The organism is Streptomyces sp. NPDC055815 (assembly GCF_053616475.1).
The window spans coordinates 98,362-122,675 of sequence record NZ_JBSHDU010000009.1 but is presented as its reverse complement, the minus strand read 5'-3'; the positions used below and the strand labels follow the sequence as shown (position 1 = coordinate 122,675).

Below are 24,314 nucleotides of genomic sequence, written 5' to 3'. Positions count from 1 at the left end.
GACTTTCCGGTGAGCGGTCCGACGGGCGCCTACCGTACGACCAGTGCCCGGGCGGCCCGGGCGATGTGGGTACGGGAGATGCCGCACGCGTCGAGGAGTTCCTCGGTGGTGCCGGAGCCGGGCAGCTCCGTGACGGCGAGATGGCCGAAGCTGAGATGGGGGAAGGCGGGCCGCCCGGCGTCCGCCGCGAGCGCCGAAAGGACGGCCTCGCCGAGCCCGCCCTCCGGATGGTGGTCCTCGACGACGAGGACGGCGCCGGTCTCCAGGGCCGCGCGCCTGAGCGTGCCCACGTCGACGGGCTTGACCGAGTACAGGTCGACGACCCGGGCCCGTACGCCCTCGTCGGCCAGCTCCTCGGCGGCCGCCAGGCACTCGTGCAGGGTGACACCGGCGCCGACGAGCGTGACCCGGTCGTCCGGGCTCTGGTGCAGGGTCTTCGACCCGCCGACGGGGAACGTCTCGTCACCGTCGTAGAGGACCGGGTACGCCCCGCGGGTGGCACGCAGGTACGAGATCCCGTCCAGATCGGCCATGGCCGCGGTCAGCGCGGCCGCCGAGGTGGCGTCGGAGGGGTACAGCACCGTGGACCCGAGGACCGCCCGCATCATGGCGAGGTCCTCCAGACCCATCTGCGAAGGGCCGTCCGCGCCGATCTCGACCCCGCAGTGCGTCCCGCACAGGGCCAGCGAGATCCGCGAGACGGCCGCCATGCGGACGAAGTCGTGCGCGCGCGTGAGGAAGGCGGCGAAGGTCGTGGCGTACGGACGGAAGCCGCGCACCGCCATGCCGACCGCGTCCGCGATCATCTGCTGCTCGGCGATGTACGTCTGGAAGTACCGCTCCGGATGGGCCTTGCCGAAGTCCTCGGCGTGGGTCGAGTTCCCGACCTCGGCGTCCAGGGCGACGATCTCGGGCCGGGCGCCGACCGCGGCCAGCGCGGCACCGAAGGCCACCCGGGTGGCGACCTCGTCGCCGACCTCGTAACGGGGCACCTCGACCGGCCCGTGCTGCCCGGCTCCGGGGCGGGGGGTCTCTTCCTCGGGCGGTCGCGGGCCGCGCACCCGCAGGTCCCGTACGCCGCCGAGTTCGGCGACGGCGCGTTCGGCCAGGTCCTCGGGCAGCGCCTTGCCGTGCCACCCCTCCTTGTCGGCGACCTCCGCCACGCCACGGCCCTTGACGGTCCTCGCGATGACGACGGTGGGCTCCCGTCCGTCGGCGGCCGTCGTGAGCGCCAGGTCGATCGCTGCGAGGTCGTGGCCGTCGACCACGATCGCCCGGCAGCCGAAGGCCTCGACACGGCGGGCGTACGCCTCGGTGTCCCACTCCAGCTCCGTGGGGCCGCTCTGGCCGAGGCGGTTCACGTCCAGCAGGACGGTCAGGTTGGCGAGCCGGTGGTGCCCGGCCTTGTCGAGGGCCTCCCACACGGAACCCTCGGCCGTCTCGCTGTCGCCGCACAGCACCCACACCCGGCAGGACCGCCGCTCCAGCTCACGGACCGCGAGCGCGATCCCGACGGCGTAGCCGATGCCCTGGCCGAGGGAGCCGGTGGCCACGTCCACCCAGGGCAGCTCGGGGGTGGGATGCCCCTGCAGACGGTGGCCGAAGCGGCGGTACGTCGTCATCAGCTCGTCGTCGCCGATCGCCCCGGCGGCCTTGAACATCGCGTACAGCAGGGGTGATGCGTGCCCCTTGGAGAAGACGAGGTGGTCGGCGGCCGGGTCGTCGGGCGCCGACCAGTCGTAGCGGAGATGGCGGGCCATCAGGACCGCCATCAGATCGGCCGCCGACAGACTGGAGGTGGGGTGCCCTGAGCCCGCGGCCGTGCTGGCGCGCACCGAGTCCACCCGCAGCTGCTGGGCGAGCTCGAAGACCTCGGAGAGGTCGCTGTCGGGGCCGAGCGTGGTGGTGGGGGTGGTGGGTGCTGCGGTCATGACCGCGTCCTTTCTGACCGAGTCGTTGTGACCGGCTCCGTTCGTGCCGCGCTTCGACCGGCTCCTTTTAGTACCGTCGACCGGCTCCGTTCGTGCCGCGCCCGGGCCTCACGCCGCCCGGAGCTCCTCCGCCGTCTCCCCCTCCAGCCCGGCGCGGACCAGGGCGGCCGCAAGCCGCGCCAGGTCGTTCGGCGGGACATGGCGGGCGAGGCCCGCCGGGGTGTGCGGCAGGTCGAGGCCGGCGGCGGTCGAGAGGGCGCGCTCGTCGAAGTACGGGCGCAGCTCGGGCCAGACGGCCTGCGCCTCGCGGCAGAAGATGCCGGCGCCCACCGGGCCGATCCTGGGCACCTCCCGCAGCAGGTCGCGGAGCCTCTCCGGCTCGCCGGAGGCCTCCTCCCGCAGGCGTCGCAGGTCGCCGTGGTAGCGGTCGAGGACCAGCGTCGCGCCCTCGCCCAGGGCGGTGGCCGTGCTCTCGTCGTACCGGACGTAGTGCGCCCGGCCGAGCGCGTCCACGCGCGCCTGCCAGGTGGCGTCGGCCATGGCGCGGGGGGTCCGCAGGCCGGCGGCGAACAGTGCGCGGGCGGCGGCGGTGGCGGTCGAGGCCCTGATCCGGATCGAGCAGAGGACCGTGAGGACGAGGAGCTGATACAGCGGGGCGGGCTTGTCCCGCAGGGTGATCCCGGCCTCGTCGGCGTAGGTCCGTCCGTGCTCGCGCAGCAGCCGCGCGATCGCCCGGTCGGCGTCCATCGGCTCCTCCTTCGCCGGCCCGTCCACTTCCAGCCTGAACCCTCTCCCGCTCGCCCGCCCCTCCGTCGGCCCGGCTACCCGCACGATCCGGGACCCACGCGTACGGCGCGCGGTGCCGGGTAGTCGACGGGTAGTCGTCGGGGAGGAGAGGACGGGACACCCGCCCCGTCCGCCTCCCCGGGCCCGGTCGGTCACACGAGCGAGAAGGGGCACGATCATGGACTTCAGCGACGCCGGCCCCCGTGTGGTCGTGGGTGTCGACGGCTCCCCCTCGTCGTACGCGGCGCCGCGGTGGGCGGTCCGGCAGACCGGTGCGACCCTGAACGTGGTGGGCGTGTACGACGTGCCCGGGGCGACGGACACCGCCCACTGACGGACGCCCCGTCCCGTACCCGCGGAGGTCGGATCACATGAACGCGTCGATGTCCCTCGTGCACGTCCCCGGAGGCCCTCTCCTGCTCCCGGCCGACGAGGTGACCCTGCTCCTGCGGCGGCTCGCGACCCGCTGGCTGGACTCCGCCGACGACCGCGACTCCGGCCTCGAACCGGAGACCGTCGAGGCCCTGGTCGGCTCGCTCACGGAGGTCGCGGACCGGATCGACGCCGAGTGCATCGCCCTCCTGCCGCCCAGCGACGGGGAGGACGGCCCCGGCGACGCGACGGAAGGAAGGTGATCGGAGATGAGCGAGCAGCAGAGCCCACGACGCCCCGACGAGCCGCTGCCCCGGGACCGCGAGGACGAGCAGGCCGCCGCGGGGGACCCGCTGTCCGTTCCCGTTCCCGAGGAGGCCGGCGACCCGAGGGCCCCGGACACCGACGAGGCCGGCTCCGGCCCCAGGGGACGTCCCCGTGACGGCACGATCCACCCCGAGCACCCCGTGCCGGACGAACCGGCCGACTGAACGGACCGGTGAGGGCCATGGCACGGCCGGTGTGGCGAGGAAATCTGGCGTTCGGTCTGGTCAGTCTGCCCGTCGGGCTCTACACGGCCACGGACCGGCACACCATCCGCTTCCACCAGCTCCAGCGCGGCACCTCGGACCGGGTGCGCAACCGCCGGGTGAACGAGCGCACGGGCGAGGAGGTCGGCCTCGACGACATCGTGAAGGGCTTCGACGCCGGGGACGCGTACGTGCTCGTCGAGCCCGGCGAACTCGACGACATCGCGCCAGGCCGCTCGAAGACCCTGGAGATCAGCGGCTTCGTCGACCTCGACGAGGTCGACCCGATCTTCTTCGACAAGACGTACTACCTCGGCCCGGTCGACCAGGAGCACGGCAAGATCTACCGCCTGCTCGAACAGACCCTTGCCCGGGCGAACCGGGCCGGCATCGCCACCTTCGTCATGCGACAGCGCGAGTACCTCGTCGCCGTCAAGGCCGAGAACGGGCTGCTGACCTGCCACACCCTCCACTGGGCCGACGAGATCCGCGATCCCGCCGAGGAGATCGACAACCTCCCCGGCAGGCCGAGGACCACCGAGAAGGAACGCAGGACGGCCGAGCAGCTCATCGAGGCCATGGCGATCGACTGGGACCCCGAGGACTACCAGGACACCTATCAGGAGAAGGTGGCCGAGCTGATCGAGGCCAAGCAGTCCGGCGAGACCGTGGAGAAGGCCGAACCGGCCGCCGAGGCCACCAACGTCATCGACCTCATGGAGGCCCTGCGCGCCAGCGTGAAGCACGCGCGCGGCGGCTCCGGGAACGAGCCCGGGCCGGAGGGGGACCTGGCCGACCTCACGAAGTCCGAGCTGTACGAGAAGGCCGCGGACGCCGGGATACGAGGCCGGTCCAGCATGACGCGCGACGAGCTCATCGAGGCCCTCGCGGCCTGAGCCCTGACGCCCGGCACCCGCCCGCGCGGCCCGCCCTGCGAGTAAAATCCGGAGCGGATCCGAACGCGTGCTCCCCGCGTCCGCGTGAGGCGGATCGGAGGTCGTCTTGAGAGGTTCTCCACGATCCACCGGGCCGCCGCACGAGCCCCGGGCCGATCCCGGATACGCCCCGCTCGCCGCCGAGAACCGGTGGCTGCGCGAGCAGCTCGTCCGGCGCCGGCTGCTCGACCTCGCCGCCGGAGCGCTCTCCGCGCAGCTGCGGCTGCCCCCCTCCGAGGCGACCGAGTACCTCGACGCCCTCGCACGGGCGACCGGCCTGTCGGTGGAGGACCTCGCCGCGGACATCGTGAACGCGGCCGCCGGAGACACCGTCCTCCTCCCGGAGGACGACTCGGCGGACAGCCGGGGCGCCCACGAGGAGCGTCCCGCCGAGAGCCGCAGGGCCCGCCGCACGGCAGTGGCGGCGGAGACCGCGGACACGCTCCGCGCGGCGGCCCGCACCCTCCTGGAGGAAGGCCTCGCCCCGCTCGGCGCGGACAGCCTCTGGCTGTGGAGACGCGCCGACCTCGACTGTCTGCGGCTCGCCGGGTACGCGGGAGTGGGCGCCGCCGAGGCCGCGGCCTGGCAGTGGATTCCCCCCGCCCCCCCGGGCCCCTTCCGTTCCGTGCTCGACGAGGACGCACCGGTCTGGCTGGAGACCGGGCCGCCCCCCGGAGAACCGCTGCCGGGACCCACGGAGCGCGCGGCCCGGGCCCTGCTCCCGCTCCACCGACGCGACCGGACGGTCGGTCTCGCGCTCGTCGGCTGGCCGGAGCCCACGGTGCTCGACCGCTCGGTACGGCGGGCCCTCACCGGGCTCATGGAGGTGGCGGGCACGATCCTGGACACCGCCGACCCGGCACCGACCTCCGTCCCCGTCCTCGTCGACGTCCTCGACTCCCTCGCGCAACCGGCGATGCTGCTCGACCTGCACGACACGAGGAGCGGCCACGGCCCGGCGGGGGCGCCGATCGTGCAGCACCTCAACGAGGAAGCGGCCTCCGCGCTCGGCGGCGCCTCCGTCGCGGGCGCGTCCTCCCTCGCCCACGCCTTCCCGCTCGTCCACGCCGACCTGACCCGCATGGCGCGCCGCGCCCTCGGCACCGGGCGCACCCAGCGGGCCGCCCGCCTCCCGGTCGCGGCCGGACCCGGAGAACCGCCGCCCCTCATCGACGTACGCGTCCTGCCGGCCGGCGGGGAGCGCGCCCTGCTGCTGTGGCACACCGTCGGTGCCACCGGCCTCGCCGCGGCCCGCGCGGTCGCGCGGCTGCAGAGCGTGGCCCCGTTCCAGGACAGCCTGACCGGCGGCGAGACGGTGTGGTCGGGCGAGGCGTACGCCATCTTCGGCGTGGCCCCCGACGAGCCACCGGTCCCGCTCACGGAGCTGCGCGAGCGGATCCGTCCGGACGACCGGGAGGCCCTGTCCGAGCTGCTGACGAACCTGACCGAGCGCCAGACGGGCGGGCAGACCTTCCTGCGGGTCGTGCTCCCGGACAGGACGGTGCGCCATGTGCGCGTCGCGGCGGAGCCGCTCATCGCGGACGGAACCGTCACCGGCTTCGCCGGGGTGTACCAGGACGTGTCGGACAGCCGCAGGACCGAGGCCGCGCTGACCGCGACCTTCGACCACCTCACCGCGCTCCACGACCAGGCGGAGCTGCGCCACCAGATGGCGCTCCAGCTCCAGCAGGCGATCGTGCCCGAGGTGCCCGGGCTCCAGGAGATGCCCGGGAACCTGATGGTGGCCGCCCGGTACCGGCCGGCCGCGGAGGAGTACCGGGTCGGCGGCGACTGGTACGACGTGCTCGCCCTGCCGAACGGCAAGGTCCTCGTGGCCGTCGGCGACATCGCGGGACACGGCATCGACTCCGTGACGGGCATGGTGGCCCTCCGCAACGCCCAGCGGGCGCTCGCCTTCACCGGCCACTCGCCCCGACGGCTCATGGAGTGGCTCAACGACGTGACCCTGCGCACCGGAGGCGGCACCACGGCCACCGCCGTCTGCGCGCTGTACGACCCCGAGGACGGCGGCCTGCTCTGGTCGAGCGCGGGACACCTGCCGATGCTGCTGCTGAGGGGCGGCCGGGCGAAGCGCCTCGAACCGCCGCAGGACGTCCTGCTCGGGGCCGTGGCGTCGTACGTCTACCACGAGCAGCGGATCGGACTGCGCCCGGGCGACACCCTGCTGCTGTACACCGACGGCCTGATCGAGCGCCGCCACGACGGCCTCGACGAGGGCGTGGCACGGCTGGCCGCCGAGGCGGAGCGGCTCGCGGGCCACGCGCCGGACACGCTGGTCGACGAGCTGCTCCGCAGGGCGGCCGGGGACACCGACGACGACACCAGCCTCGTGGCCGTACGGGTGAGGGGCCGGCCGCCGGACGGCTGACGCCCCGGGCCACGGATCAACGAGCCAGCCAGGCGCGGATCTTGGCGGTCAGCTCGGCCTCGTCGACCGGCTTGGAGACGTAGTCGTCGGCGCCGGCCTCCAGGGCGTCGGCCCGGTCGCCTGGCATCGCCTTCGCGGTGACCGCGATGACGGGGAGGCCGGTGCGGCCGGGCAGCTCCCTGATGGCCTGGATGGCCGTGTAGCCGTCCATCCCGGCCATCATGACGTCCATCAGGACGAGCCCGATCTCCTCGTGCGCGGCGAGCAGGTCGAGACCGGCCCGGCCGCCGTCGGCGGTGAGGACGCGCAGCCCGTGCCCTTCGAGGACCTCGGTCAGCGCGAACACGTTGCGGGCGTCGTCGTCCACGACAAGCACCGTCCGGCCCGCCATCCCGTCCGGACCGGGGGCCGTGCCCGGCAGGCCGGCGGGGGAGGAGCCGAGGTCCGGCACGGTCACGTCGACGGGGCCGCCGCCGGGAGCCGGGGTCTCCGCGGCCCGCGGTACGGGGAGGTAGAACGTGAAGGTGCTGCCGCCGCCGGGCACGCTCTGCGCCTGGATCGTCCCGCCGAGCAGCCCGGCCACCTCCCGGCTGATGGAGAGACCGAGACCGGTGCCCCCGTACCGGCGGGCGACCGTGCCGTCGCCCTGCTGGAAGGCCTCGAAGACGTGGTGCAGCTGCTCGACGGGGATCCCGATGCCGGTGTCGGCGACCCGGAAGGCGAGGACCCGGCCCCCGGCGCCCAGGCCCTGCGGGGCCTCCTCGGGCGAGGCGTACTCGACGGTGAGGGTCACCCGGCCCTCGTCGGTGAACTTCAGCGCGTTGGACAGCAGGTTCCGCAGGATCTGGCGGATGCGCGCCTGGTCGCCGCGGAACTCCTCGGGCACGCCGTCGGCGAGCGTGACGGAGAAGTCGAGGTGCCGTTCGTCGGCGACCGGACCGAACGTGGACTCCAGGTCGTCCATCAGCCGGCGCAGCGGGAAGACGTCGTGCCGGACCTCCATCTTGCCGGACTCGACCTTCGACAGGTCGAGGATGTCGTTGATCAGCTGGAGGAGGTCGGAACCTGCGGAGTGGATGACCTCGGCGTAGTCGATCTGTTTCTGCGTCAGGTTCCCCTCGGCGTTCTGGGTGAGCAACCGCGCCAGGATCAGCAGGCTGTTGAGCGGGGTCCGCAGCTCGTGGCTCATGTTGGCGAGGAACTCGGACTTGTACATGGAGGTGCGGGACAGCTGCTGGGCCCGCTCCTCCAGCTCCTGGCGGGCCTGCTCGATGACCAGGTTCTTGGACTCGATGTCCTTGTTGCGCTGGGCCAGGAGCGCCGCCTTCTCCTGCAGTTCGGCGTTGGAGCGCCTGAGCTCCTGCTGTCCGGTCTGCAACTCCTTGGAACGGGAGCGGAGTTCGTCGGCGAGCTTCCGGTACTGCCCGAGGAGTTCGTCCGTACGGAGGTTGGCGACCAGGGAGCTGAGGACGGCGCCCACGCTGACGACGAACCGGTCGAGGAACTCACGCCGGAGCGGGGTGAAGGGGTGGAGGGAGGCGAACTCGACGGCACCGAGGACCTGTTCCTCGACCACGATCGGCAGGACGATCAGCATGCTCGGCCGACCGGAGCCCACCCCGGAGGCGATGGTGGCGTACCCGTCGGGCACGTGCTCGACGAGGAGGGCGCGCCGGTCGCGGGCGGACTGCCCGACCAGGGACTGGCCGACGCGGAAGCGACGGGGTGCCGTGTCCGGGTCGTCGGGGGACCCGTACGAGGCGGTCATGACGAGCTCGACGCCCTTCTCGCCCTCCTCGGCGAGGAAGAAGGCGCCGTACTGGGCGGCGACCAGCGGCGGCACCTCGGCCATGATCAGTTCGGCGATCTGGGGCAGGCTCCGGGTGCCCTGCAGCAGGCCGGTGATCCGGGCGAGGTTGGTCTGCAGCCAGTCCTGTTCCTCGTTCGCCCGGGTCGTGGCGCGCAGCGACTCGACCATCGAGTTGATGTTGTCGCGCAGGTCCCTGACCTCGCCGGGCGCGTCGACCGTGATCGAGCGGGTCAGATCGCCCTCCGCGACGGCGCTGGTGACCTCGGCGATGGCGCGGACCTGGCGGGTCAGGTTCCCGGCGAGTTCGTTGACGTTCTCGGTGAGCCGCTTCCAGGTGCCGGAGACGCCCTCGACCTCGGCCTGGCCGCCGAGCTTGCCCTCCGTGCCGACCTCGCGGGCGACGCGGGTGACCTCGGCGGCGAAGGAGGACAGCTGGTCGACCATCGTGTTGATGGTGGTCTTCAGTTCGAGGATCTCGCCGCGCGCCGAGACGTCGATCCGGCTGGTCAGATCGCCCTGGGCGACGGACGTGGTGACCTGGGCGATGTTCCGCACCTGGTTGGTGAGGTTGTCGGCCATGGAGTTGACGTTGTCCGTGAGGTCCTTCCAGGTGCCGGAGACGCCGTGGACGGTGGCCTGGCCGCCGAGTTTGCCCTCGGTGCCGACCTCGCGGGCGACCCGGGTGACCTCCTCGGCGAAGGAGGACAGCCGGTCGACCATCGTGTTGATGGTCTCCTTCAGCTCCAGGATCTCCCCGCGCGCGTCCACCCGGATCTTCCGCGTGAGGTCGCCGCCGGCGACGGCCGTGGCGACCTGGGCGATGGACCGCACCTGGGAGGTGAGGTTGTCGGCCATCGTGTTGACGTTGGACGTCAGCTCCCGCCACACCCCGCGCGCGCCCGGTTCACGGATCCGGCCGCCGAGCAGCCCCTGCCCACCGACCTCGCCGGCGACGCGGGTGACCTCGGAGGTGACGAGCGAGAGCTGGCCGACCATGTCGTTGTAGACCCCGGCGATCTCGCCGAAGATGCCGCCGCCGGTGTCGGGGAGCCGCACGGAGAGATCGCCGTCCCGCACGGCGGTCAGGCCGGCGAGCAGCCGCCGGAGGCCGTCCTCCCCGAGCTCCGCCTGCGGCGCCGCGTCGGAGTGGGGGTCGCGCTCTGCCATGGGGACCTCGCACAGGGGCGATCGTGGTGGGCGTACGGGTCCGGGCCCCGCGCCACCATTCCACTCTAGGTCGGTCCCGGGCCCCGGGGCCTGCCCGGCACCTCGACCTCGAACCAGACGGCCTTGCCGCTCTCGCGGGGGACGCAGCCCCAGGAGGCCGCGAGCTGTCCCAGGAGGTACAGGCCGTGCCCGGAGGGACGGCCCGCGCGGTGCCGGCCGTGGGGCCGGGGCCGTACCGTGCTGGTGTCGCTGACCTCCACCCACAGCCGCCCCTCGGAGCGGTCGAGCCGCATCTCGTACGGGACGCCACCGTGCGTGAGCGCGTTGGTGACCACCTCGGAGACCAGCAGCAGCGCGTCCTCCACGGCCGTCTGCCCGGGATCCCCGGCGGCCCCGAACCAGTCGGTCAGGGCGCGCCGCGTCAGCTCGCGGCACTCCCGCACGACCCCGTCACCGTCCGTCAGCTCGTACCGGCGTGTACGAGACGTGGTCGGCCGCATGCGCGGACTGGTCATGCGCTGCGCCTTCCCACCCCAGGGCCTCCGAACCGTGGCGGGCGCGTCTTCCGGAGACCCCGCCGTGTCCGTCACGCCTCGGGGGTGGCGAGCGCGGCGTCCACGTCCTCGTACACCCGGAAGACCTTCAGCGCCCCGGTGATCTCGAAGATGCGGTCCACCGGCGAACGCAGCCCGGCGAGGTCCACGCGGCCGCCCGCGGAGAGCAGCCGCAGCCGGGTCCTCAGGAGGAGGTTCAGCCCGGTCGAGTCGCAGAACCGCAGTCCTGCGCAGTCCACGACGACACGGCCGGCCCCGGAGTTCGTCTCCAGCGCGTCCCGGAGAGGTTCCGCCGTGTCGTGGTCGAGCTCTCCGTCCAGCGTCAGGACGACCGTGCCGGGGCGCCGCCCGGGCCGGGTCTCCACGCTGAGACGGTCGGCCCGCGAAGCCCTGGGCGTTCCTGTCCGGCTCGCAGCCTCCATGGGGCCTCACCGCCTCCTCGCACCTCGCTCCGGGCCTCCGTGGTTCGGGAAGCCCTCATCAGTCTTCTGCCCGGTTTCGCCCGTTTCTGACATGCTGATCGGTGGAAGCCGCGCGTCTACCGATCCGTCGGCCGGGGTAGCCGCCCGGCTGAAGGAGGCCGTCATGGTGCTTTTCGAACTTCTGGAAGTGGCTCTCGCCCCGGACGAGCGGGGCGCCCGGGAACCGTCGCCGGACCTGCGGGCGGCCGGGGCCGTGGAACTGCCGGAGGGGGCGACGGTCAGCCTCGCCCTCAGCTTCCGCCTGGCGGAAGGGATCGAGGGCCTGGTCTTCGAGGAGACCCGACGGTACGCGGGGGACGTGATCAGCACCCGAAGGACCGCGCTCGGCGGATTCCGGGCGGGCGGGCCGTACGAGATCCACCTGCCGCCCGAGCGGCTGCCCGTCGGCCGGGCGAACTGCGGGACGTACGAGGCGGAGGGCCGGTTCCTCGACGCGGAGGGGCGGGTCCTGGCCCGGGAGGACCACCGGTTCCTCCTCGTCCACCAGGCGGCCCCGGCGGAGCCCACCGCCGGGTGACGTCAGGGGCCCCCGTCCTGGAAGAGGCCGTTCCTGAGGTCGCCGAGGATGCGGGTGAGCAGCCGGGACACGTGCATCTGGGAGAGGCCGATCCGGTCGCCTATCTCCGCCTGGGTGAGTTCCTCGCCGAAGCGGAGCTCCAGGATGCGCCGGTCGCGGTCGTCGAGCCGGGCGAGCAGGGGCCGCAGCGCCGTGAGCGACTCGATGAGTTCGTACGAGGGTTCCGCGTCGGCCAGGTGCCGGGGGCCCGCACCGGGGGCGGAGTCCTCGTCGCCGGCGGGGACGTCCAGGGACCGGGCCGCGTAGCCGTGGGCCGCGAGCTGGCCCTCGGCGACCTCCTCCTCGGTGAGGTGCAGCTCCGCGGCGAGCTCCGCCCGGCTGGGGCGGCGGCCGAGGGTCTGCTCCAGGGCGTCGGCGGCCTTCGCGAGGTCGATCCGGAGCTCCTGGAGCCGGCGGGGCACGCGGACGGCCCAGCTGGTGTCCCGGAAGAAACGCTTCATCTCGCCGACGATCGTCGGGAGGGCGAACGCCGAGAAGTCGACGGCGCGGTCCGGGTCGAAGCGGTTGATCGCCTTGATCAGGCCGATCGTGCCGACCTGGACGATGTCCTCGACGGGCTCGGCGCGGTTCCTGAACCGCCGGGCCGCGAACTTGACCAGGCTCAGGTTCAGCTCCACCAGGGTGTTGCGGACGTACGCGTACTCCGGCGTCCCCTCCTCCAGCTCCCGCAGTCGCGCGAACATGGCCACGGACAGGGTCCGGGCGTCGTCCGTGGAGACGGCGGTGGGCCGGGTCGGCTCGGGGAGCCCGTCCAGCGCCCGGCGGCGCGTCGCGGCCCCGGCGGGTGACGTGCCCCTCCCGGTCCCGGAGTGCGGGCCGGGGTCGACGGTCGTGGTGGAAGTGCTGGAAGTGGGGGGAGGGAAGAGGTCGGAGCGGTCTCCGGCGGTGGACATGAGGGCTCCTTCGACGGGGGCGAGGGGCCTGCGTCGCAGCCGCGAGGGCGGTGGCGGGGGTCCGTCGGGGCGAGCGTCCTGAAGTAAGGATGCCCGTCTTGGTGTGGTTTGACACGGTTCTCCGGGGAAGCTGCTGAGTGCACGGCGCGCTCGCGCCGGCCGTGGGGAACGGGAGGAGGTGTCCGCGATGGACGAGGCCGGACTCTCGGCACACGAGCGGCGCGTTCTGGCGGAGATCGAGGAAGAACTGGACCGGGACGAGTCGCTCGCGCGCCGGCTGCGCACGATGCGGCGTGTGCCGCGCCCGCCCGTGCCCTCGCTCGCCGGAGTCCGCCGTCACCTTCCCTCCCTCGGTGTCGCCGTGCTCGGTGCCACGACGCTGGCCCTGCTCGTACTCGCCGTCGCCACCGAGGCCCCGGTGTTCATCTGGGCGTTCGCCGCCGTGTGGGTGCTCACCCTCGTGGCGACGCTGATCCGGGTCGTCCGATGGACACGGCGCCGGGCGGCGGAATCACGGAAGAAGGACTGAGCCACCGGACCACCGGGCTCCAGGCCGGAACCGACAGCCGGAACACTCCAGGTCGGAACCGACAGCCGAACGACAGACCGCCGAACGACAGACCGCCGCCCCGGACAGCGTCCGGGGCGGCGGTACGCACACTCTGGGGCCGGCGTCACCAGCGGTACCAGCGGCCGCTGCCGCTCCGCATCAGGAAGCCGAGCAGCCACAGCACCAGGACGGCGATGGCGATGTACCAGAGGACTTCGACGGCGAATCCCGCGCCGAACAGGATCAGGATCACGAGGAGTACGAGAAGAAGGGGAACCATGGCTGCACCTCCGCTGCCTGCGGGGCCCGGCCGGTCGGTGTCGGCTCGGGAACTCGGTATCAGCGCGGTTGCCCCCTTCCCCGGAGAACATGCGGACAACATGCGCGCCGTCCGGCCGGACGCCGATCCGGGGCGGAACACGAGGTTTGCGGAGCCCGTCCGGGGTGAGGCGCAGAAGTGGTGGGGGCCGCGACACCGGAGAGGAGACCCATCGTGTCGCCCGACGGAAAGCTCCACGGACAGCACGTCCTCGTGCTCACCACGAACTACGGGACGGAGCAGGACGAGCTGCGGAAGCCGGTGGCCGCGCTGCGGGAGGACGGAGCCCGGGTGACGGTCGCCGCACAGAAGGACGAGACCGTACGGACCCTCGTCTCCGACCGCCGCCCCGGCGCGGACGTCCAGCCGGACACGACCCTCGCGAAGGCGGACGAGGACGAGTACGACGCCGTGATCGTGCCCGGCGGCACTCTCAACGCCGACCGCCTGCGGACCGACGCCGACGCGCGCCGCCTCCTCTCGGCCTTCGCCGAGGCCGGCAAACCGGTGGCCGCCATCTGCCACGGACCGTGGCTCCTCGTCGACAGCGGGCTCGCCAGGGGCCGCGAACTGACCTCGTACCCCTCGCTCCGGGCCGACCTGGAGAACGCCGGAGGCACCTGGCTGGACCGCGAGGTCGTCGTCGACACCTCAGGACCGCACACCCTGATCACCTCCCGCAGGCCGAGTGACCTCGACGCCTTCGCGGCGGCGATCGTCCGTGCCCTCGCCGGAAGCTGACCGGAGGTCAGCGGACCGCACCCTTCCCCACTCCCTCCCCGTCCCGCCAATTGGTCGTGATTCGGTGAAACCTTCCCGCTCCTCGTACCGTCCTCTCACCAGGGAGAAGGTCGGAACCGACGGGGAGTGGGGATTCCATGGGGCAGGGCAAGTACACCGCGCACATAGCCGTGGTGGCTTCGGCAGTGGGACTGAGCCTCGCGGTGTGGGGTGCCGCGGCGCTGATGGACGACGAGGCCGCCGCGCGGAACGGGAGCGCGCCGAGCGCGCAGGCGCCCGACGGGAAGGCGAAGCCGCCGGCCCAGGTGCGGCCGCAGAAGGTGCCCGAGAGCATCGCGCACGCCGCCGAGGCGGGGGGATCGGCCGTGAACATCACCATCGACGACGGCCCGGACCCGCGCTGGACGCCCGTGATGCTCGACATCCTCAAGCAGAACGACGTCAAGGCCGTGTTCTGCATGGTCGGTCCGATGGCCAAGCAGCACCCCGACATCGTCAAGCGGGTCGTCGCGGAGGGCCACAAGCTCTGCGACCACACCGTGAGCCACGACACGACGATGGACAAGAAGTCCGTCGCGTACCAGAAGCAGCAGATCTTCGACGCGAAGAAGATGATCGAGGACGCGGCCGGGGGAGCGACGGTCGAGTACTACCGGGCGCCCGGCGGCGCGTTCACCCCGGACAGCCGGCGGCTCGCCGCCGCCGCGGGGATGCGGCCGCTCGGCTGGAACGTGGACACGAAGGACTTCGAGCAGCCGGGCACGGCCTCGATCGTCAACACCGTCAAGAACGAGCTGTCCAACGGGCCCACGATCCTCTTCCACGACGGCGGCGGCGACCGCAGCCAGACCGTCGCGGCCCTGCGGCAGGTGCTTCCGTGGCTCAAGGAGAACGGACACACCTTCAGCTTCCCCGTCCGCACCAGGCCCTGACCCCGTCGCCCCGCCACGGCCCGATATCCGCATGCAGCGGGCCGTGCGGGAATGACAGCATGCCGGAATGCTCCCCGCTCTCGAACGTCTGGTCGTCCGTCACACCCTTCGCCTCCCCCTCCCGGCAGCGCCCGCGGAGGGCGGAGACGGCGAGGTCGCCGCGCGGCGGTTCGACGCCGCCCTGATGTCGGTCGGGTTCAAGCTGTCGGCCGGACTGCTCCGAGGGCTGTGCCGGCTGCCGGAGGCGACGGTCGTCGCCCTCGCCGCCCGCACCCTCGGCACCGTGCGCGAGATCGTCGGCGACCACGTCCGGCACAACGTGTACTTCATCGACTTCCCGGCCAACGTGCCCGACACCCTCGACTTCTGGAAGCGCTGCGTCGCCGAGGCACTCGACGACGACACCGCCCGACCCGGGGTCCTGGAGCGGCTGCGCACCGGCGTGCTCGATCTCCTCGCCCTCCCCTCGTACGGCACCTACCGCCACACGTATGAGGAGATGCTCGCCGCCCACGACGAACTGATCGCCGCGGCGGGCGACCGGCTGACGGTCCTGCACCCCGCCGGCTCCCTCGACGAGGAGACCACCGCCCTCTATCTGTCCCTGGCCGGAAGCACCACCCCGCTCGGCGACGAGCACCTGAGCGACCTCGCGCTCCTCGCTGCGCACGGGGTCGACGGGCCGCAGCCCGAGGCGATACCGATCCGGGAGCACCGCGCCGTCGTCAACCGGGCCCGCCTCGAAGCCGGCGCGGACCTCCTCCTGGACACCGTCACCGACGTCCTGCGCCTGGCCTGCGCCCTCTCCGACGGAGACGTGGCGCTGCGCGAGCCGACCCGGTTCCGCGCGCTGTCCCGGCCCGTGCGCCGCGCCCTGCTCGGCGGCCTCGACGCCGTCGTCGCCGGAGCGCCCGCGAAGCTCGCCGACGTCGCCGCGCACCGCGAGGCCTGGAAGCGCCTCGGCGAGCGGCTGCACCCGTACGAGTACCCCCGGTGGCCGGGCGCCGCCGAGGTCTTCGCCGTCGCCCGGGGCGAGCGGAAGGCGCCCTCCCTCGCCAGCCGCGTCGAGGAACTCCTCGGCCGCGGCGACGTCACCGGGGCGGCCGAACTCCTGATGTCCGCGCCCGGGATGCTGCTGCGCGCCCTGGACCGGCTGCTGCGCGCGGCCGACGGGCCGAAGGAACTCGACGACGTCCTCGCCGCGTTCGAGTGCGCCGTCCCCGAGGTCTCCGGCCGCGTCCTGCTCTCCGTCCGCGAGCACGTCCAGAACCGCACGGGGGAGGCGAGGGAGCGGCGGGTCTTCGTCAACCGGCTCGGCGCCGCCTGGGTCACCGCCGACACCCGCCCGCCGCTGCCGCCCGCGGTACGCGCGCGCGTGTGCGCCGTCCTCGACGCCGAGACCCGGCGCCGGCTCCCCGCCCCGGGGCACCTGCTCGTCGACCCCGCCGTCCTGGACGTGGCGCTCCCGCTCAGCGGCCGGGCGACCGCGGCGGGGATCGGCGTCCTGCCGCGCGGCTCCGTCTCGCCCGTCGAGGGCGAGCTGCTGCGCTTCTTCACGTACTGGAAGCAGACCGCGGAGAGCACGGACTACGACCTGTCGGCGCTGGTCCTGGACGAGGACTTCGCGACCGTCACCTGGCTCTCGTACACGGCCCTCACCGCCGTCGAGGGCGCGCACTCCGGCGATGTCACGGACGCGCCCGACGGCGCCTCGGAGTTCATCGACCTGAGGCTCGGCGCGGTCCGCGGCAGCTACATCGTCCCGCAGGTGAACCTCTACTCCGGCGAGGGCTTCGAGCAGGTCGAGGAGTCGTTCTTCGGCTACATGCTGCGCGAGACCGAGCAGCGGGGCCGCCCGTTCGAGCCGCGCACGGTCCGGACGAAGTCCGATCTGCGCGGGCCCGGCCGGGTCGCGCTGCCGCTCGCCTTCGAGCGGGGCGAGGACGGCGGCTGGCGCGCGCGGTGGCTGCACGTGTACCTGCGGGGCAACCCGTCGGAGAACCGGGTCGAGGAGAACCGGGTGTCGGTCGCGCTCCTGCTCCGCGGCCTGCTCGCCCGCACCCCGCTGACGGTCCGCCACCTCACCGACCTCATGGCCGCCGACGCCACCGCCACGACCTGGTGGGACGGCTCGACGCTGCCCGAAGGACCCGTCACGTACATCGGTCTGGACCGGCCCGCCGGTCTGCCGCCGGGCTCGCGCGTCCTCACTCCCGAAAACCTGCGCGACCTGATCCCGGCCTGACTGCTACGGTGATTCCGGGCGAGGCCATGAAGGGGCTTCCTTCTCAAAACCAATTGAACTAGCCTCCTCGCTTTCCTCGCCCGCTTCTTCTTCCTGTCGCCTCCTGGCGATGGGGCGCCGTTCTTCTCGGCGGTGGGACCCCCCGTTCGGACGGTGAGAACGGTGAGAGCGCGGGCCGACCGTGTCCCACGGGAGGCGCGCCCGTTGTGAGGGTGTGACCTCAACACGACGCATCTCCTCGATCCTCGCCGTCGCCGCCGCCTTCTCGTGTCTCGGCGCCTCCGCGGCGTCCGCCGCGACCGCCGCCGACACCACCGGACCGCTCGGACCCAAGGTGAACCCGGTCAGCGAGCTCGACGCCCTGACGATGACCGGCATCCCCGAGGAGTCCCGGGGGCAGTTCCCCGGCATCGCGAGCCAGCTGAACGGCCTCAGCCGGGTGAACGAACTGGGCAAGCTCCGGCAGCTGACCGACCTGGCGGCGCCCGTCACCGGGGTGCTCCCGGAGATCTCCGTCTGACCGATCCGACGAACCCTCCCCGACGTGAAGGTCCGGTGCCCCGACGGCACCGGACCTTCGTCGTGTCAGGCCGTGGGGGAGGTCTCCCGTACGGGGTGCTTGCTGAGGATCGAGACCCGGTTGAAGGCGTTGATGGTGATCGCCACCCAGATCACCGCCGAGATCTCGTCCTCGTCCAGGGACCGGCGGGCCTCCTCGTAGGCGCGCTCCTGCGCGAGGGCGTCGGCGGGGGCGGTGGTGGCCTCCGCGAGGGCCAGGGCCGCCCGCTCCCGGGCCGTGAAGAGCGCGGTGTCGCGCCAGGCGGCGAGGACGCCCAGGCGGCGGGTCGTCTCGCCGGCGCGCAGGGCGGCCCGGGTGTGCACGTCGAGGCAGTAGGCGCAGCCGTTGATCTGGGACACGCGGAGGTTGACGAGCTCCACCAGGAGGCGGTCGAGCCCCGCGTCCGCGGCGGTCGCGCGGACGGCCTCGGCCGTCTGGACCAGGGCGTGATAGGCCTTGGGGCTCCGCTTGTCGACGTAGACCCGCCCGTCCGCAGGGGCTCCTGCCGTGTCGCTCACCGTGCGCTCCTTCCCGAGACCCGATGGCCTCGTCCGCCGACCGTGCGTGTCACTCTCGCAAGAGCTATCATCATCCATGATTGTTGAAAATGGAACTACTTCCATGGAGGGGTCGGCAATGAGCATCACGGGGATCGAGGTCCTGACCGCACGGGACGTCCCGCTGGGCGGGCCGCGGGCCATGACCGTGCGGCGTACGCTCCCGCAGCGCGCCCGGACGCTGATCGGGGCCTGGTGCTTCGCCGACCACTACGGTCCCGACGACGTCGCCGAGTCCGGCGGCATGGACGTCGCGCCCCACCCGCACATCGGACTGCAGACCGTGAGCTGGCTGTTCAGTGGCGAGATAGAGCACCGCGACAGCCTGGGCAGCCACGCGTACGTACGTCCCGGAGAACTGAACCTCATGACGGGCGGCCACGGCATCAGCCACACCGAGGTCTCCACCGCCCGCACCACCGTCCTGCACGGCGTCCAGCTGTGGGTGGCCCTCCCCGAGGAGCACCGGAACACCGCGCGCGACTTCCAGCACTACGCCCCCGGGACCGTCCGCGTCGACGGGGCGGACCTCCGGGTCTTCCTCGGCTCGCTCGCCGGCTCGACCTCCCCGGTCCGCACCTTCACCCCGCTCCTCGGCGCCGAACTCCTCGTCGACCCGGGCGCGACCGTCACCCTCCCCGTGGACCCCGCCTTCGAACACGGCCTGCTCGTCGACACCGGTGAGGTCCGCCTCGGCGGCACGCTCCTGCGCGCGGCCGAACTGGGGTACGCCCCCACCGGCGCCGCCACCCTGACCCTGACGAACGAGTCGGACGCCCCCGCCCGCGCGGTCCTGTTGGGCGGAACCCCGTTCGAGGAGGAGATCGTCATGTGGTGGAACTTCATCGGCCGCAGCCACGAGGACATCGTCGAGGCCCGCGAGGAGTGGGAGAAGGCCTCCGACCGCTTCGGCGAGGTCGAGGGCTACCCCGGCGACCGCCTCCCCGCCCCCGCCCTGCCCAACGCCCGGATCGCACCCCGCAAGAACCCCGCGCGCCGCTGACGCGCGACCGCCCACCGCTTCCGAACCCTCATCTCCCCATCTCCCCGCGAAAGGCACGTCCCATGACCGAGCAGACCGCCACCGCCCCCGTCGTCCGGCGCGTGGACCCCCGCCACCGGTACGAGATCCTCGTCGACGGCGAGCGCGCCGGGCTGACCGCCTACCGCGACCGCGACGACCGGCGCGTCTTCTTCCACACCGAGATCGACGACGCCCACGCGGGCCAGGGCCTGGCCGCGATCCTCGTCGAGCAGGCCCTCACCGACGTCCGGGCCTCCGGGATGCGCATCGTCCCCGTCTGCCCGTACGTGGCGAAGTTCCTCAAGAAGCACGAGGAGTTCGCCGACATCACCGACCCGGTGACGCCCGAGGTCCTCGAATGGCTCGACGGACAGCTGCGGCGCTGACCCCTGGGGCCCGCCCCCGTCAACACGACGCACGCGGAGGCGAACGCTTCCTCCGTATGGCCAGGAGCGCGCGACCGGGCCCGCGCGCCCCCCTGGGCCGCGGCGGCCGAACGGGCGACCGAACCGGCGGCCCGCCGCGCGTCGCTGGCCGACTCTCGATCGGTTGGCCGGAACCACGCTGGTCATCGAGTTAAACATCGTTTCGAGCAAGATCACTGCAAGGAGGTAATGCCCTCGGACTCTTCGAGCGAGGCGGGCTCGGCGGCCGTTACTGTCCTCACCGAGATCCGGACGGATTCCGGGATCTTCGCCCCCTTCATCTTCTTTCACCGGCTTTCGGCGTGCTCGTGCGCCGATCGCCGCCTTTGCGAAAGAGAGCTCGCTCGATGACCGTTGACGACCGCCCGGACGTACAGCTGGAGCCGCCCCGGCAGTCCAGTCTGAGCACCGCGGCCGCCCGCAACCTCGCCACCACGACCAAGTCCGCCCCGCAGATGCAGGAGATCAGCTCCCGCTGGCTGCTGCGGATGCTCCCCTGGGTGGAGACCAAGGGCGGCGCCTACCGGGTGAACCGCCGACTCAGCTACACGGTCGGCGACGGACGCATCGAGTTCGTCCAGGACGGCTCCCGCGTCCGCGTCATCCCCCGCGAACTCGGCGAACTCGCCCTGCTGCGCGGCTTCGAGGACGTCGACGTGCTGAACGCCCTCGCCGACCGGTGCGTCCAGCGCGACTTCAGCGCCGGTGACGTGCTCGTCCAGCGCGGTGGGCCCGCCGACCAGATCCATCTGATCGCCCACGGCCGCGTCAGCCAGACCTCCATCGGCAAGTACGGCGACGAGGTCGCCGTCGCCACGCTCGCCGACGGCGACCGCTTCGGTGAGAACGCCCTGCTCGACGGCGACGCCGGCTGGGACTACACCGCCACCGCCGAGACCTCCGGCACCCTGCTGACCCTCTCCCGCGCCGACTTCGCGAGCATCCTGTCCTCGGCGCCGAGCCTCCAGGCTCACATCCGGGACTTCAGCTCGCTGCCGGACCAGCGGCAGAACAAGTACGGCGAGGCCGAGATCGCGATGTCCGCCGGCCACAAGGGCGAGGCCGACATCCCCGGCGCCTTCGTGGACTACGAGCTCAAGCCGCGCGAGTACGAACTCTCCGTCGCCCAGACCGTCCTCAAGGTCCACACCCGGGTCGCCGACCTCTACAACGGGCCGATGAACCAGACGGAGGAGCAGCTCAGGCTCACCATCGAGGCGCTGCGTGAGCGCCAGGAGCACGAGCTGATCAACAACCCGGAGTTCGGCCTGCTCCCCAACGCCGACTTCAAGCAGCGGATCCAGCCGCACTCCGGTCCGCCCACCCCGGACGACCTCGACGAGCTGCTCTGCCGCCGCCGCAGCACCAAGCTCTTCCTGGCCCACCCCAAGACGATCGCGGCGATCGGACGCGAGTGGAACCGGGCCGGGCTCTACCCGGACACCGTCGAGCTCCACGGCCACCGGGTGCCGGCCTGGCGCGGGGTCCCGATCCTGCCCTGCAACAAGATCCCCATCAGCAAGGAGAACACCAGCTCGATCCTCGCGATGCGTCTCGGCGAGGACAACCAGGGCGTCATCGGTCTGCGCCAGACCGGTCTCCCCGAGGAGTACGAGCCGGGCCTGTCCGTGCGGTTCATGGGCATCAGCGAGCAGGCGATCATGTCGTACCTCGTCACGACGTACTACTCCGCCGCCGTGCTGGTCCCGAACGCGCTCGGCGTCCTGGAGAACGTCCAGATCGCGCGCAGGCGCGACTAGGGCCGCGCCCTCTCCGCAGGCCATCACCACCCGGACCATCCGGGCCGGGCCGGCGTGCCCGGAATCCGGGACGGCCCACCCCTCTCTCCAAGGAGTCACGGATGCCCGATCCCGGGCTTTCCCCTCTGCAGTCCAGCCTGCCCGGCGCCGCGGCCTCGTTCACCGCCCGGGTCCTCGCGGACGCGGCGGCCCACGGCATCGCCGTACCGTCGTTCCCGGCCGCCCCCGCCACTCCCCACGGGGAGACCCCGCCCGGTCCCGGAACCCCTGCGGGGACCCCTGCCGACCTCCCCACCGACCTCCCCACCGGGCCTCCAGCCGCTCTGCCCACCGGGCCTCCCACCGGTCTGCCTGCCGGGCCTTCGCGCGGTCTGCCCGCGGGGCCTTCGACCGGTCTCTCCGCTGGGCCTTCGGCCGGTCTGCCCGCCGGGCCGCCGGCCGGGATCTCCACCGGAGTCCCCGCCGACATCCCCACCGGGGTGCCCGTCGGCGCCCCCGCAGGGCCCGCCACGGGGCTTCCGGTCGGCGTGCCCGCCGGGGCCGCTGCCGGTGGGTCCGGCGGCGTCCCCGCCGCGGCCCTCGCCGGGGTCTCCGGCGCGGTGCCCGCCGGGGTTCCCGCAGGGCCCGCCACGGGGCTTTCGGTCGGCGTGCCCGCCGGGGTTTCCGGCGTGGCGACCGCTGACCTTCCGCGCGGCGACGCCGAGTCCGGGTGGGTGCCGCGGGGGCCCCAGGGGCTGGGGACGGCCGGGCTGGCCCTGGTTCCGCGGGCGGAGGTCGTCGCGGCGCCCGCTGACGCCCTGATCATCCCGGGGCTCTACTGGCACCCGGTGCCCGAGCCCGACCCGGTGCGGGTCGAGGAGGTCAGCCTCCGGATCAAGTCGTGGGCGCTCGACGAGATCCAGCTCTACCCCGAGGACTGGGAGGGCGACTTCGACGGGTTCCACATCGGGCGCTACATGGTGGCCTGCCACCCGGACGCCCCGACCATCGAGCACCTCATGGTCGCCGCCCGGCTGATGGTCGCCGAGAACGCCGTCGACGACTGCTACTGCGAGGACCTCGGCGGTTCGCCCATCGGCCTGGGCGGGCGGCTCCTCCTCGCGCACACCGCCCTCGACCCGGTGCACACGACGGCCGAGTACCAGCCGGTGTGGGCGGAGTCGCTGCACGCGGACGCGCCCCGGCGCTCCTACCGCTCGGCCATGGAGTACTTCGTCCGCCTGGCGACGCCCGCCCAGGCCGACCGGTTCCGGCACGACATGGCCCGGCTGCACCTGGGCTATCTCGCCGAGGCCGCGTGGGACGAGACGAACCACGTGCCGGAGGTCTGGGAGTACCTCACGATGCGGCAGTTCAACAACTTCCGCCCGTGTCCCACGATCACCGACACCGTCGGCGGCTACGAGCTCCCCGCCGACCTGCACGCCCAGCCGGCGATGCAGCGGGTCCTGGCGCTGGCCGGCAACGCCAGCACGATCGTCAACGACCTGTACTCGTACACCAAGGAACTCGCCAGCCCCGGCCGGCACATGAACCTGCCCGTGGTGCTCGCCGAGCGGGAGAACCTCTCCGAGAAGGACGCGTACCTGAAGGCGGTCGAGGTCCACAACGACCTGATGCGCGACTTCGAGGCCGCGTCCGCCGAACTGGCCGTCCTCTGCCCCGTCCCGAGCGTGCTCCGCTTCCTGAAGGGAGTGGCCGTGTGGGTCGACGGCAACCACTACTGGCACCAGACCAATACGTACCGCTACAGCCTGCCCGATTTCTGGTAAGAACGGATTCCATCTGTGACCAACACCGAGCTCCCCACCATCAACGGCACGTCCGCGTTCGTTCCCGGCCCGGCGACGCCGTACCAGGGAGACATCGCCCGTTACTGGAACGCCGAGGCCAGGCCCGTGAACCTGCGCCTCGGTGACGTCGACGGGCTGTACCACCACCACTACGGCATCGGCGCCGTCGACCACGCCGCCCTCGGGGACGTCGAGGACAGCGAGTACGAGAAGAAGCTGATCACCGAGCTGCACCGCCTGGAGTCGGCGCAGGCCGAGGTCCTCCTGGACCACCTCGGTGCGATCGGCCGCGAGGACACCCTCGTCGACGCGGGCTGCGGCCGCGGCGGTTCGAGCGTCATGGCCCACCAGCGCTTCGGCTGCAAGGTCGAGGGCGTCACCCTCTCCTCCACGCAGGCCGAGTTCGGCAACCAGCGGGCCAAGGAGCTGGGCATCGAGGACCATGTCCACGCCCAGGTGTGCAACATGCTCGACACCCCCTTCGAGAAGGGCAGCATCGCCGGCTCGTGGAACAACGAGTCGAGCATGTACGTCGACCTGGACGACCTGTTCGCCGAGCACTCCCGGTTCCTGAAGGTCGGCGGCCGTTACGTGACCATCACCGGCTGCTGGAACCCGAAGTACGGCCAGCCCTCGAAGTGGGTCTCGCAGATCAACGCGCACTTCGAGTGCAACATCCACTCGCGCCGTGAGTACCTGAAGGCGATGGCCGACAACCGCCTCGTCCCGCAGGCCGTCATCGACCTGACGCCGGACACCCTGCCCTACTGGGAGCTGCGGGCCACCTCGTCGCTGGTCACCGGCATCGAGGAGGCGTTCATCGAGTCGTACAAGGACGGCTCCTTCCAGTACGTCCTGATCGCCGCCGACCGCGTCTGACCCGACGGCGGTACGGAAGAGGGGCGGGGGGCGCGGCGCGCCCGCCCGCCCCCCCCCGCAAATCCCCCCCCGCCCCAGAGCGGGCGGCGGGGCGGCGCGGGGGC

General features: G+C 72.6%; 24 protein-coding genes. 16 read left to right on the top strand and 8 right to left on the bottom strand.

The features are described from left to right. Positions 1 to 29 precede the first annotated feature (29 nt). Both ACWGN5_RS09330 and ACWGN5_RS09325 read right to left on the bottom strand, forming a co-directional pair. On the bottom strand, positions 30 to 1,931 hold the full coding sequence (locus ACWGN5_RS09330) for a transketolase (RefSeq protein ID WP_453512803.1): 1,902 nt from the start codon (positions 1,929 to 1,931) through the stop codon (positions 30 to 32). A 108-nt stretch (positions 1,932 to 2,039) separates the two neighbouring features. Next, positions 2,040 to 2,678, bottom strand: coding sequence for an endonuclease (locus tag ACWGN5_RS09325; protein WP_453512800.1), 639 nt, complete (start codon positions 2,676 to 2,678; stop codon positions 2,040 to 2,042). A gap of 217 nt (positions 2,679 to 2,895) precedes the next feature. Between ACWGN5_RS09325 and ACWGN5_RS09320 the strand changes: the two genes are divergently transcribed. From ACWGN5_RS09320 to ACWGN5_RS09300, 5 genes are all read left to right on the top strand, one after another. Further along, on the top strand, positions 2,896 to 3,051 hold the full coding sequence (locus ACWGN5_RS09320; RefSeq protein WP_453512798.1) for a hypothetical protein: 156 nt from the start codon (positions 2,896 to 2,898) through the stop codon (positions 3,049 to 3,051). A gap of 37 nt (positions 3,052 to 3,088) precedes the next feature. After that, positions 3,089 to 3,352: a DUF6213 family protein gene (locus ACWGN5_RS09315; protein ID WP_453512796.1), complete on the top strand. Its 264-nt coding sequence runs from the start codon at positions 3,089 to 3,091 to the stop codon at positions 3,350 to 3,352. Positions 3,353 to 3,358: 6 nt separating this feature from the next. Continuing rightward, a complete protein-coding gene (locus tag ACWGN5_RS09310; RefSeq protein WP_453512793.1) occupies positions 3,359 to 3,580 on the top strand; it encodes a hypothetical protein in 222 nt (73 codons plus the stop codon). Between the two features lie 17 nt (positions 3,581 to 3,597). Then, positions 3,598 to 4,515: a non-homologous end joining protein Ku gene (ku, locus tag ACWGN5_RS09305; RefSeq protein ID WP_453512791.1), complete on the top strand. Its 918-nt coding sequence runs from the start codon at positions 3,598 to 3,600 to the stop codon at positions 4,513 to 4,515. A gap of 106 nt (positions 4,516 to 4,621) precedes the next feature. Next, positions 4,622 to 6,943, top strand: a complete 2,322-nt coding sequence (locus ACWGN5_RS09300; RefSeq protein ID WP_453512789.1) for a SpoIIE family protein phosphatase — start codon at positions 4,622 to 4,624, stop codon at positions 6,941 to 6,943. 16 nt (positions 6,944 to 6,959) lie between these two features. On the opposite strand, the gene ACWGN5_RS09295 is transcribed toward ACWGN5_RS09300, so the two are convergent. From ACWGN5_RS09295 to ACWGN5_RS09285, 3 genes are all read right to left on the bottom strand, one after another. Continuing rightward, a complete protein-coding gene (locus ACWGN5_RS09295) occupies positions 6,960 to 9,920 on the bottom strand; it encodes a HAMP domain-containing protein (RefSeq protein ID WP_453512786.1) in 2,961 nt (986 codons plus the stop codon). A 65-nt stretch (positions 9,921 to 9,985) separates the two neighbouring features. After that, positions 9,986 to 10,435, bottom strand: a complete 450-nt coding sequence (locus ACWGN5_RS09290) for an ATP-binding protein (protein WP_453512784.1) — start codon at positions 10,433 to 10,435, stop codon at positions 9,986 to 9,988. A gap of 71 nt (positions 10,436 to 10,506) precedes the next feature. Beyond that, positions 10,507 to 10,839: an STAS domain-containing protein gene (locus tag ACWGN5_RS09285; RefSeq protein ID WP_453512781.1), complete on the bottom strand. Its 333-nt coding sequence runs from the start codon at positions 10,837 to 10,839 to the stop codon at positions 10,507 to 10,509. Positions 10,840 to 11,059: 220 nt separating this feature from the next. Between ACWGN5_RS09285 and ACWGN5_RS09280 the strand changes: the two genes are divergently transcribed. Then, the gene (locus ACWGN5_RS09280) at positions 11,060 to 11,473 is read left to right on the top strand and encodes a hypothetical protein (RefSeq protein WP_453512779.1); all 414 of its coding nucleotides are present in this window, start codon (positions 11,060 to 11,062) and stop codon (positions 11,471 to 11,473) included. A 2-nt stretch (positions 11,474 to 11,475) separates the two neighbouring features. Here the strand turns inward: ACWGN5_RS09280 and ACWGN5_RS09275 are convergent, their stop codons facing one another. Next, a complete protein-coding gene (locus tag ACWGN5_RS09275) occupies positions 11,476 to 12,426 on the bottom strand; it encodes a SigB/SigF/SigG family RNA polymerase sigma factor (RefSeq protein ID WP_453512776.1) in 951 nt (316 codons plus the stop codon). A 187-nt stretch (positions 12,427 to 12,613) separates the two neighbouring features. On the opposite strand from ACWGN5_RS09275, the gene ACWGN5_RS09270 reads away from it, so the two are divergent. Further along, complete coding sequence (locus ACWGN5_RS09270) at positions 12,614 to 12,955, top strand: DUF3040 domain-containing protein (RefSeq protein ID WP_453512773.1); 342 nt, start codon at positions 12,614 to 12,616, stop codon at positions 12,953 to 12,955. A 145-nt stretch (positions 12,956 to 13,100) separates the two neighbouring features. Here ACWGN5_RS09270 and ACWGN5_RS09265 read toward each other — a convergent pair whose 3' ends face one another. Next, positions 13,101 to 13,256, bottom strand: coding sequence for a hydrophobic protein (locus ACWGN5_RS09265; RefSeq protein WP_384119388.1), 156 nt, complete (start codon positions 13,254 to 13,256; stop codon positions 13,101 to 13,103). A 213-nt stretch (positions 13,257 to 13,469) separates the two neighbouring features. On the opposite strand from ACWGN5_RS09265, the gene ACWGN5_RS09260 reads away from it, so the two are divergent. The 4 genes from ACWGN5_RS09260 (at position 13,470) to ACWGN5_RS09245 (ending at position 17,733) form a co-directional block, all read left to right on the top strand. After that, complete coding sequence (locus ACWGN5_RS09260) at positions 13,470 to 14,036, top strand: type 1 glutamine amidotransferase domain-containing protein (protein ID WP_453512772.1); 567 nt, start codon at positions 13,470 to 13,472, stop codon at positions 14,034 to 14,036. Positions 14,037 to 14,173: 137 nt separating this feature from the next. Next, a complete protein-coding gene (locus tag ACWGN5_RS09255) occupies positions 14,174 to 14,968 on the top strand; it encodes a polysaccharide deacetylase family protein (RefSeq protein ID WP_453512770.1) in 795 nt (264 codons plus the stop codon). A 67-nt stretch (positions 14,969 to 15,035) separates the two neighbouring features. Next, complete coding sequence (locus ACWGN5_RS09250) at positions 15,036 to 17,213, top strand: hypothetical protein (protein ID WP_453512767.1); 2,178 nt, start codon at positions 15,036 to 15,038, stop codon at positions 17,211 to 17,213. Between the two features lie 214 nt (positions 17,214 to 17,427). Next, positions 17,428 to 17,733 carry a hypothetical protein gene (locus tag ACWGN5_RS09245; RefSeq protein ID WP_453512765.1) on the top strand — a complete coding sequence of 102 codons (306 nt, stop codon included), beginning with the start codon at positions 17,428 to 17,430 and terminating at the stop codon, positions 17,731 to 17,733. A gap of 65 nt (positions 17,734 to 17,798) precedes the next feature. On the opposite strand, the gene ACWGN5_RS09240 is transcribed toward ACWGN5_RS09245, so the two are convergent. Next, a complete protein-coding gene (locus ACWGN5_RS09240; protein WP_453512762.1) occupies positions 17,799 to 18,290 on the bottom strand; it encodes a carboxymuconolactone decarboxylase family protein in 492 nt (163 codons plus the stop codon). 118 nt (positions 18,291 to 18,408) lie between these two features. Between ACWGN5_RS09240 and ACWGN5_RS09235 the strand changes: the two genes are divergently transcribed. From ACWGN5_RS09235 to ACWGN5_RS09215, 5 genes are all read left to right on the top strand, one after another. Beyond that, positions 18,409 to 19,332, top strand: coding sequence for a pirin family protein (locus tag ACWGN5_RS09235; protein WP_453512760.1), 924 nt, complete (start codon positions 18,409 to 18,411; stop codon positions 19,330 to 19,332). Between the two features lie 62 nt (positions 19,333 to 19,394). Continuing rightward, positions 19,395 to 19,739, top strand: a complete 345-nt coding sequence (locus ACWGN5_RS09230) for a GNAT family N-acetyltransferase (protein WP_453512758.1) — start codon at positions 19,395 to 19,397, stop codon at positions 19,737 to 19,739. A 386-nt stretch (positions 19,740 to 20,125) separates the two neighbouring features. Continuing rightward, positions 20,126 to 21,538 (top strand): family 2B encapsulin nanocompartment shell protein, encoded by a 1,413-nt coding sequence (locus ACWGN5_RS09225; protein WP_453512756.1) that lies wholly within the window; start codon positions 20,126 to 20,128, stop codon positions 21,536 to 21,538. 479 nt (positions 21,539 to 22,017) lie between these two features. After that, a complete protein-coding gene (locus ACWGN5_RS09220; RefSeq protein ID WP_453512871.1) occupies positions 22,018 to 23,310 on the top strand; it encodes a family 2 encapsulin nanocompartment cargo protein terpene cyclase in 1,293 nt (430 codons plus the stop codon). 15 nt (positions 23,311 to 23,325) lie between these two features. Next, positions 23,326 to 24,210, top strand: coding sequence for a geranyl diphosphate 2-C-methyltransferase (locus ACWGN5_RS09215; RefSeq protein ID WP_453512753.1), 885 nt, complete (start codon positions 23,326 to 23,328; stop codon positions 24,208 to 24,210). Positions 24,211 to 24,314: the final 104 nt, after the last annotated feature.

What these genes read in the sequence shown, in the direction of transcription:
- ACWGN5_RS09275 (WP_453512776.1), bottom strand. Translation starts at nt 12,426, where the DNA reads ATGTCCACCGCCGGAGACCGCTCCGACCTCTTCCCTCCCCCCACTTCC.
- ACWGN5_RS09230 (WP_453512758.1), top strand. Translation starts at nt 19,395, where the DNA reads ATGACCGAGCAGACCGCCACCGCCCCCGTCGTCCGGCGCGTGGACCCC.
- ACWGN5_RS09280 (WP_453512779.1), top strand. Translation starts at nt 11,060, where the DNA reads ATGGTGCTTTTCGAACTTCTGGAAGTGGCTCTCGCCCCGGACGAGCGG.
- ACWGN5_RS09265 (WP_384119388.1), bottom strand. Translation starts at nt 13,256, where the DNA reads ATGGTTCCCCTTCTTCTCGTACTCCTCGTGATCCTGATCCTGTTCGGC.
- ku (WP_453512791.1), top strand. Translation starts at nt 3,598, where the DNA reads ATGGCACGGCCGGTGTGGCGAGGAAATCTGGCGTTCGGTCTGGTCAGT.
- ACWGN5_RS09235 (WP_453512760.1), top strand. Translation starts at nt 18,409, where the DNA reads ATGAGCATCACGGGGATCGAGGTCCTGACCGCACGGGACGTCCCGCTG.
- ACWGN5_RS09290 (WP_453512784.1), bottom strand. Translation starts at nt 10,435, where the DNA reads ATGACCAGTCCGCGCATGCGGCCGACCACGTCTCGTACACGCCGGTAC.
- ACWGN5_RS09325 (WP_453512800.1), bottom strand. Translation starts at nt 2,678, where the DNA reads ATGGACGCCGACCGGGCGATCGCGCGGCTGCTGCGCGAGCACGGACGG.
- ACWGN5_RS09270 (WP_453512773.1), top strand. Translation starts at nt 12,614, where the DNA reads ATGGACGAGGCCGGACTCTCGGCACACGAGCGGCGCGTTCTGGCGGAG.
- ACWGN5_RS09310 (WP_453512793.1), top strand. Translation starts at nt 3,359, where the DNA reads ATGAGCGAGCAGCAGAGCCCACGACGCCCCGACGAGCCGCTGCCCCGG.
- ACWGN5_RS09315 (WP_453512796.1), top strand. Translation starts at nt 3,089, where the DNA reads ATGAACGCGTCGATGTCCCTCGTGCACGTCCCCGGAGGCCCTCTCCTG.
- ACWGN5_RS09320 (WP_453512798.1), top strand. Translation starts at nt 2,896, where the DNA reads ATGGACTTCAGCGACGCCGGCCCCCGTGTGGTCGTGGGTGTCGACGGC.
- ACWGN5_RS09255 (WP_453512770.1), top strand. Translation starts at nt 14,174, where the DNA reads ATGGGGCAGGGCAAGTACACCGCGCACATAGCCGTGGTGGCTTCGGCA.
- ACWGN5_RS09250 (WP_453512767.1), top strand. Translation starts at nt 15,036, where the DNA reads ATGCTCCCCGCTCTCGAACGTCTGGTCGTCCGTCACACCCTTCGCCTC.
- ACWGN5_RS09225 (WP_453512756.1), top strand. Translation starts at nt 20,126, where the DNA reads ATGACCGTTGACGACCGCCCGGACGTACAGCTGGAGCCGCCCCGGCAG.
- ACWGN5_RS09295 (WP_453512786.1), bottom strand. Translation starts at nt 9,920, where the DNA reads ATGGCAGAGCGCGACCCCCACTCCGACGCGGCGCCGCAGGCGGAGCTC.
- ACWGN5_RS09330 (WP_453512803.1), bottom strand. Translation starts at nt 1,931, where the DNA reads ATGACCGCAGCACCCACCACCCCCACCACCACGCTCGGCCCCGACAGC.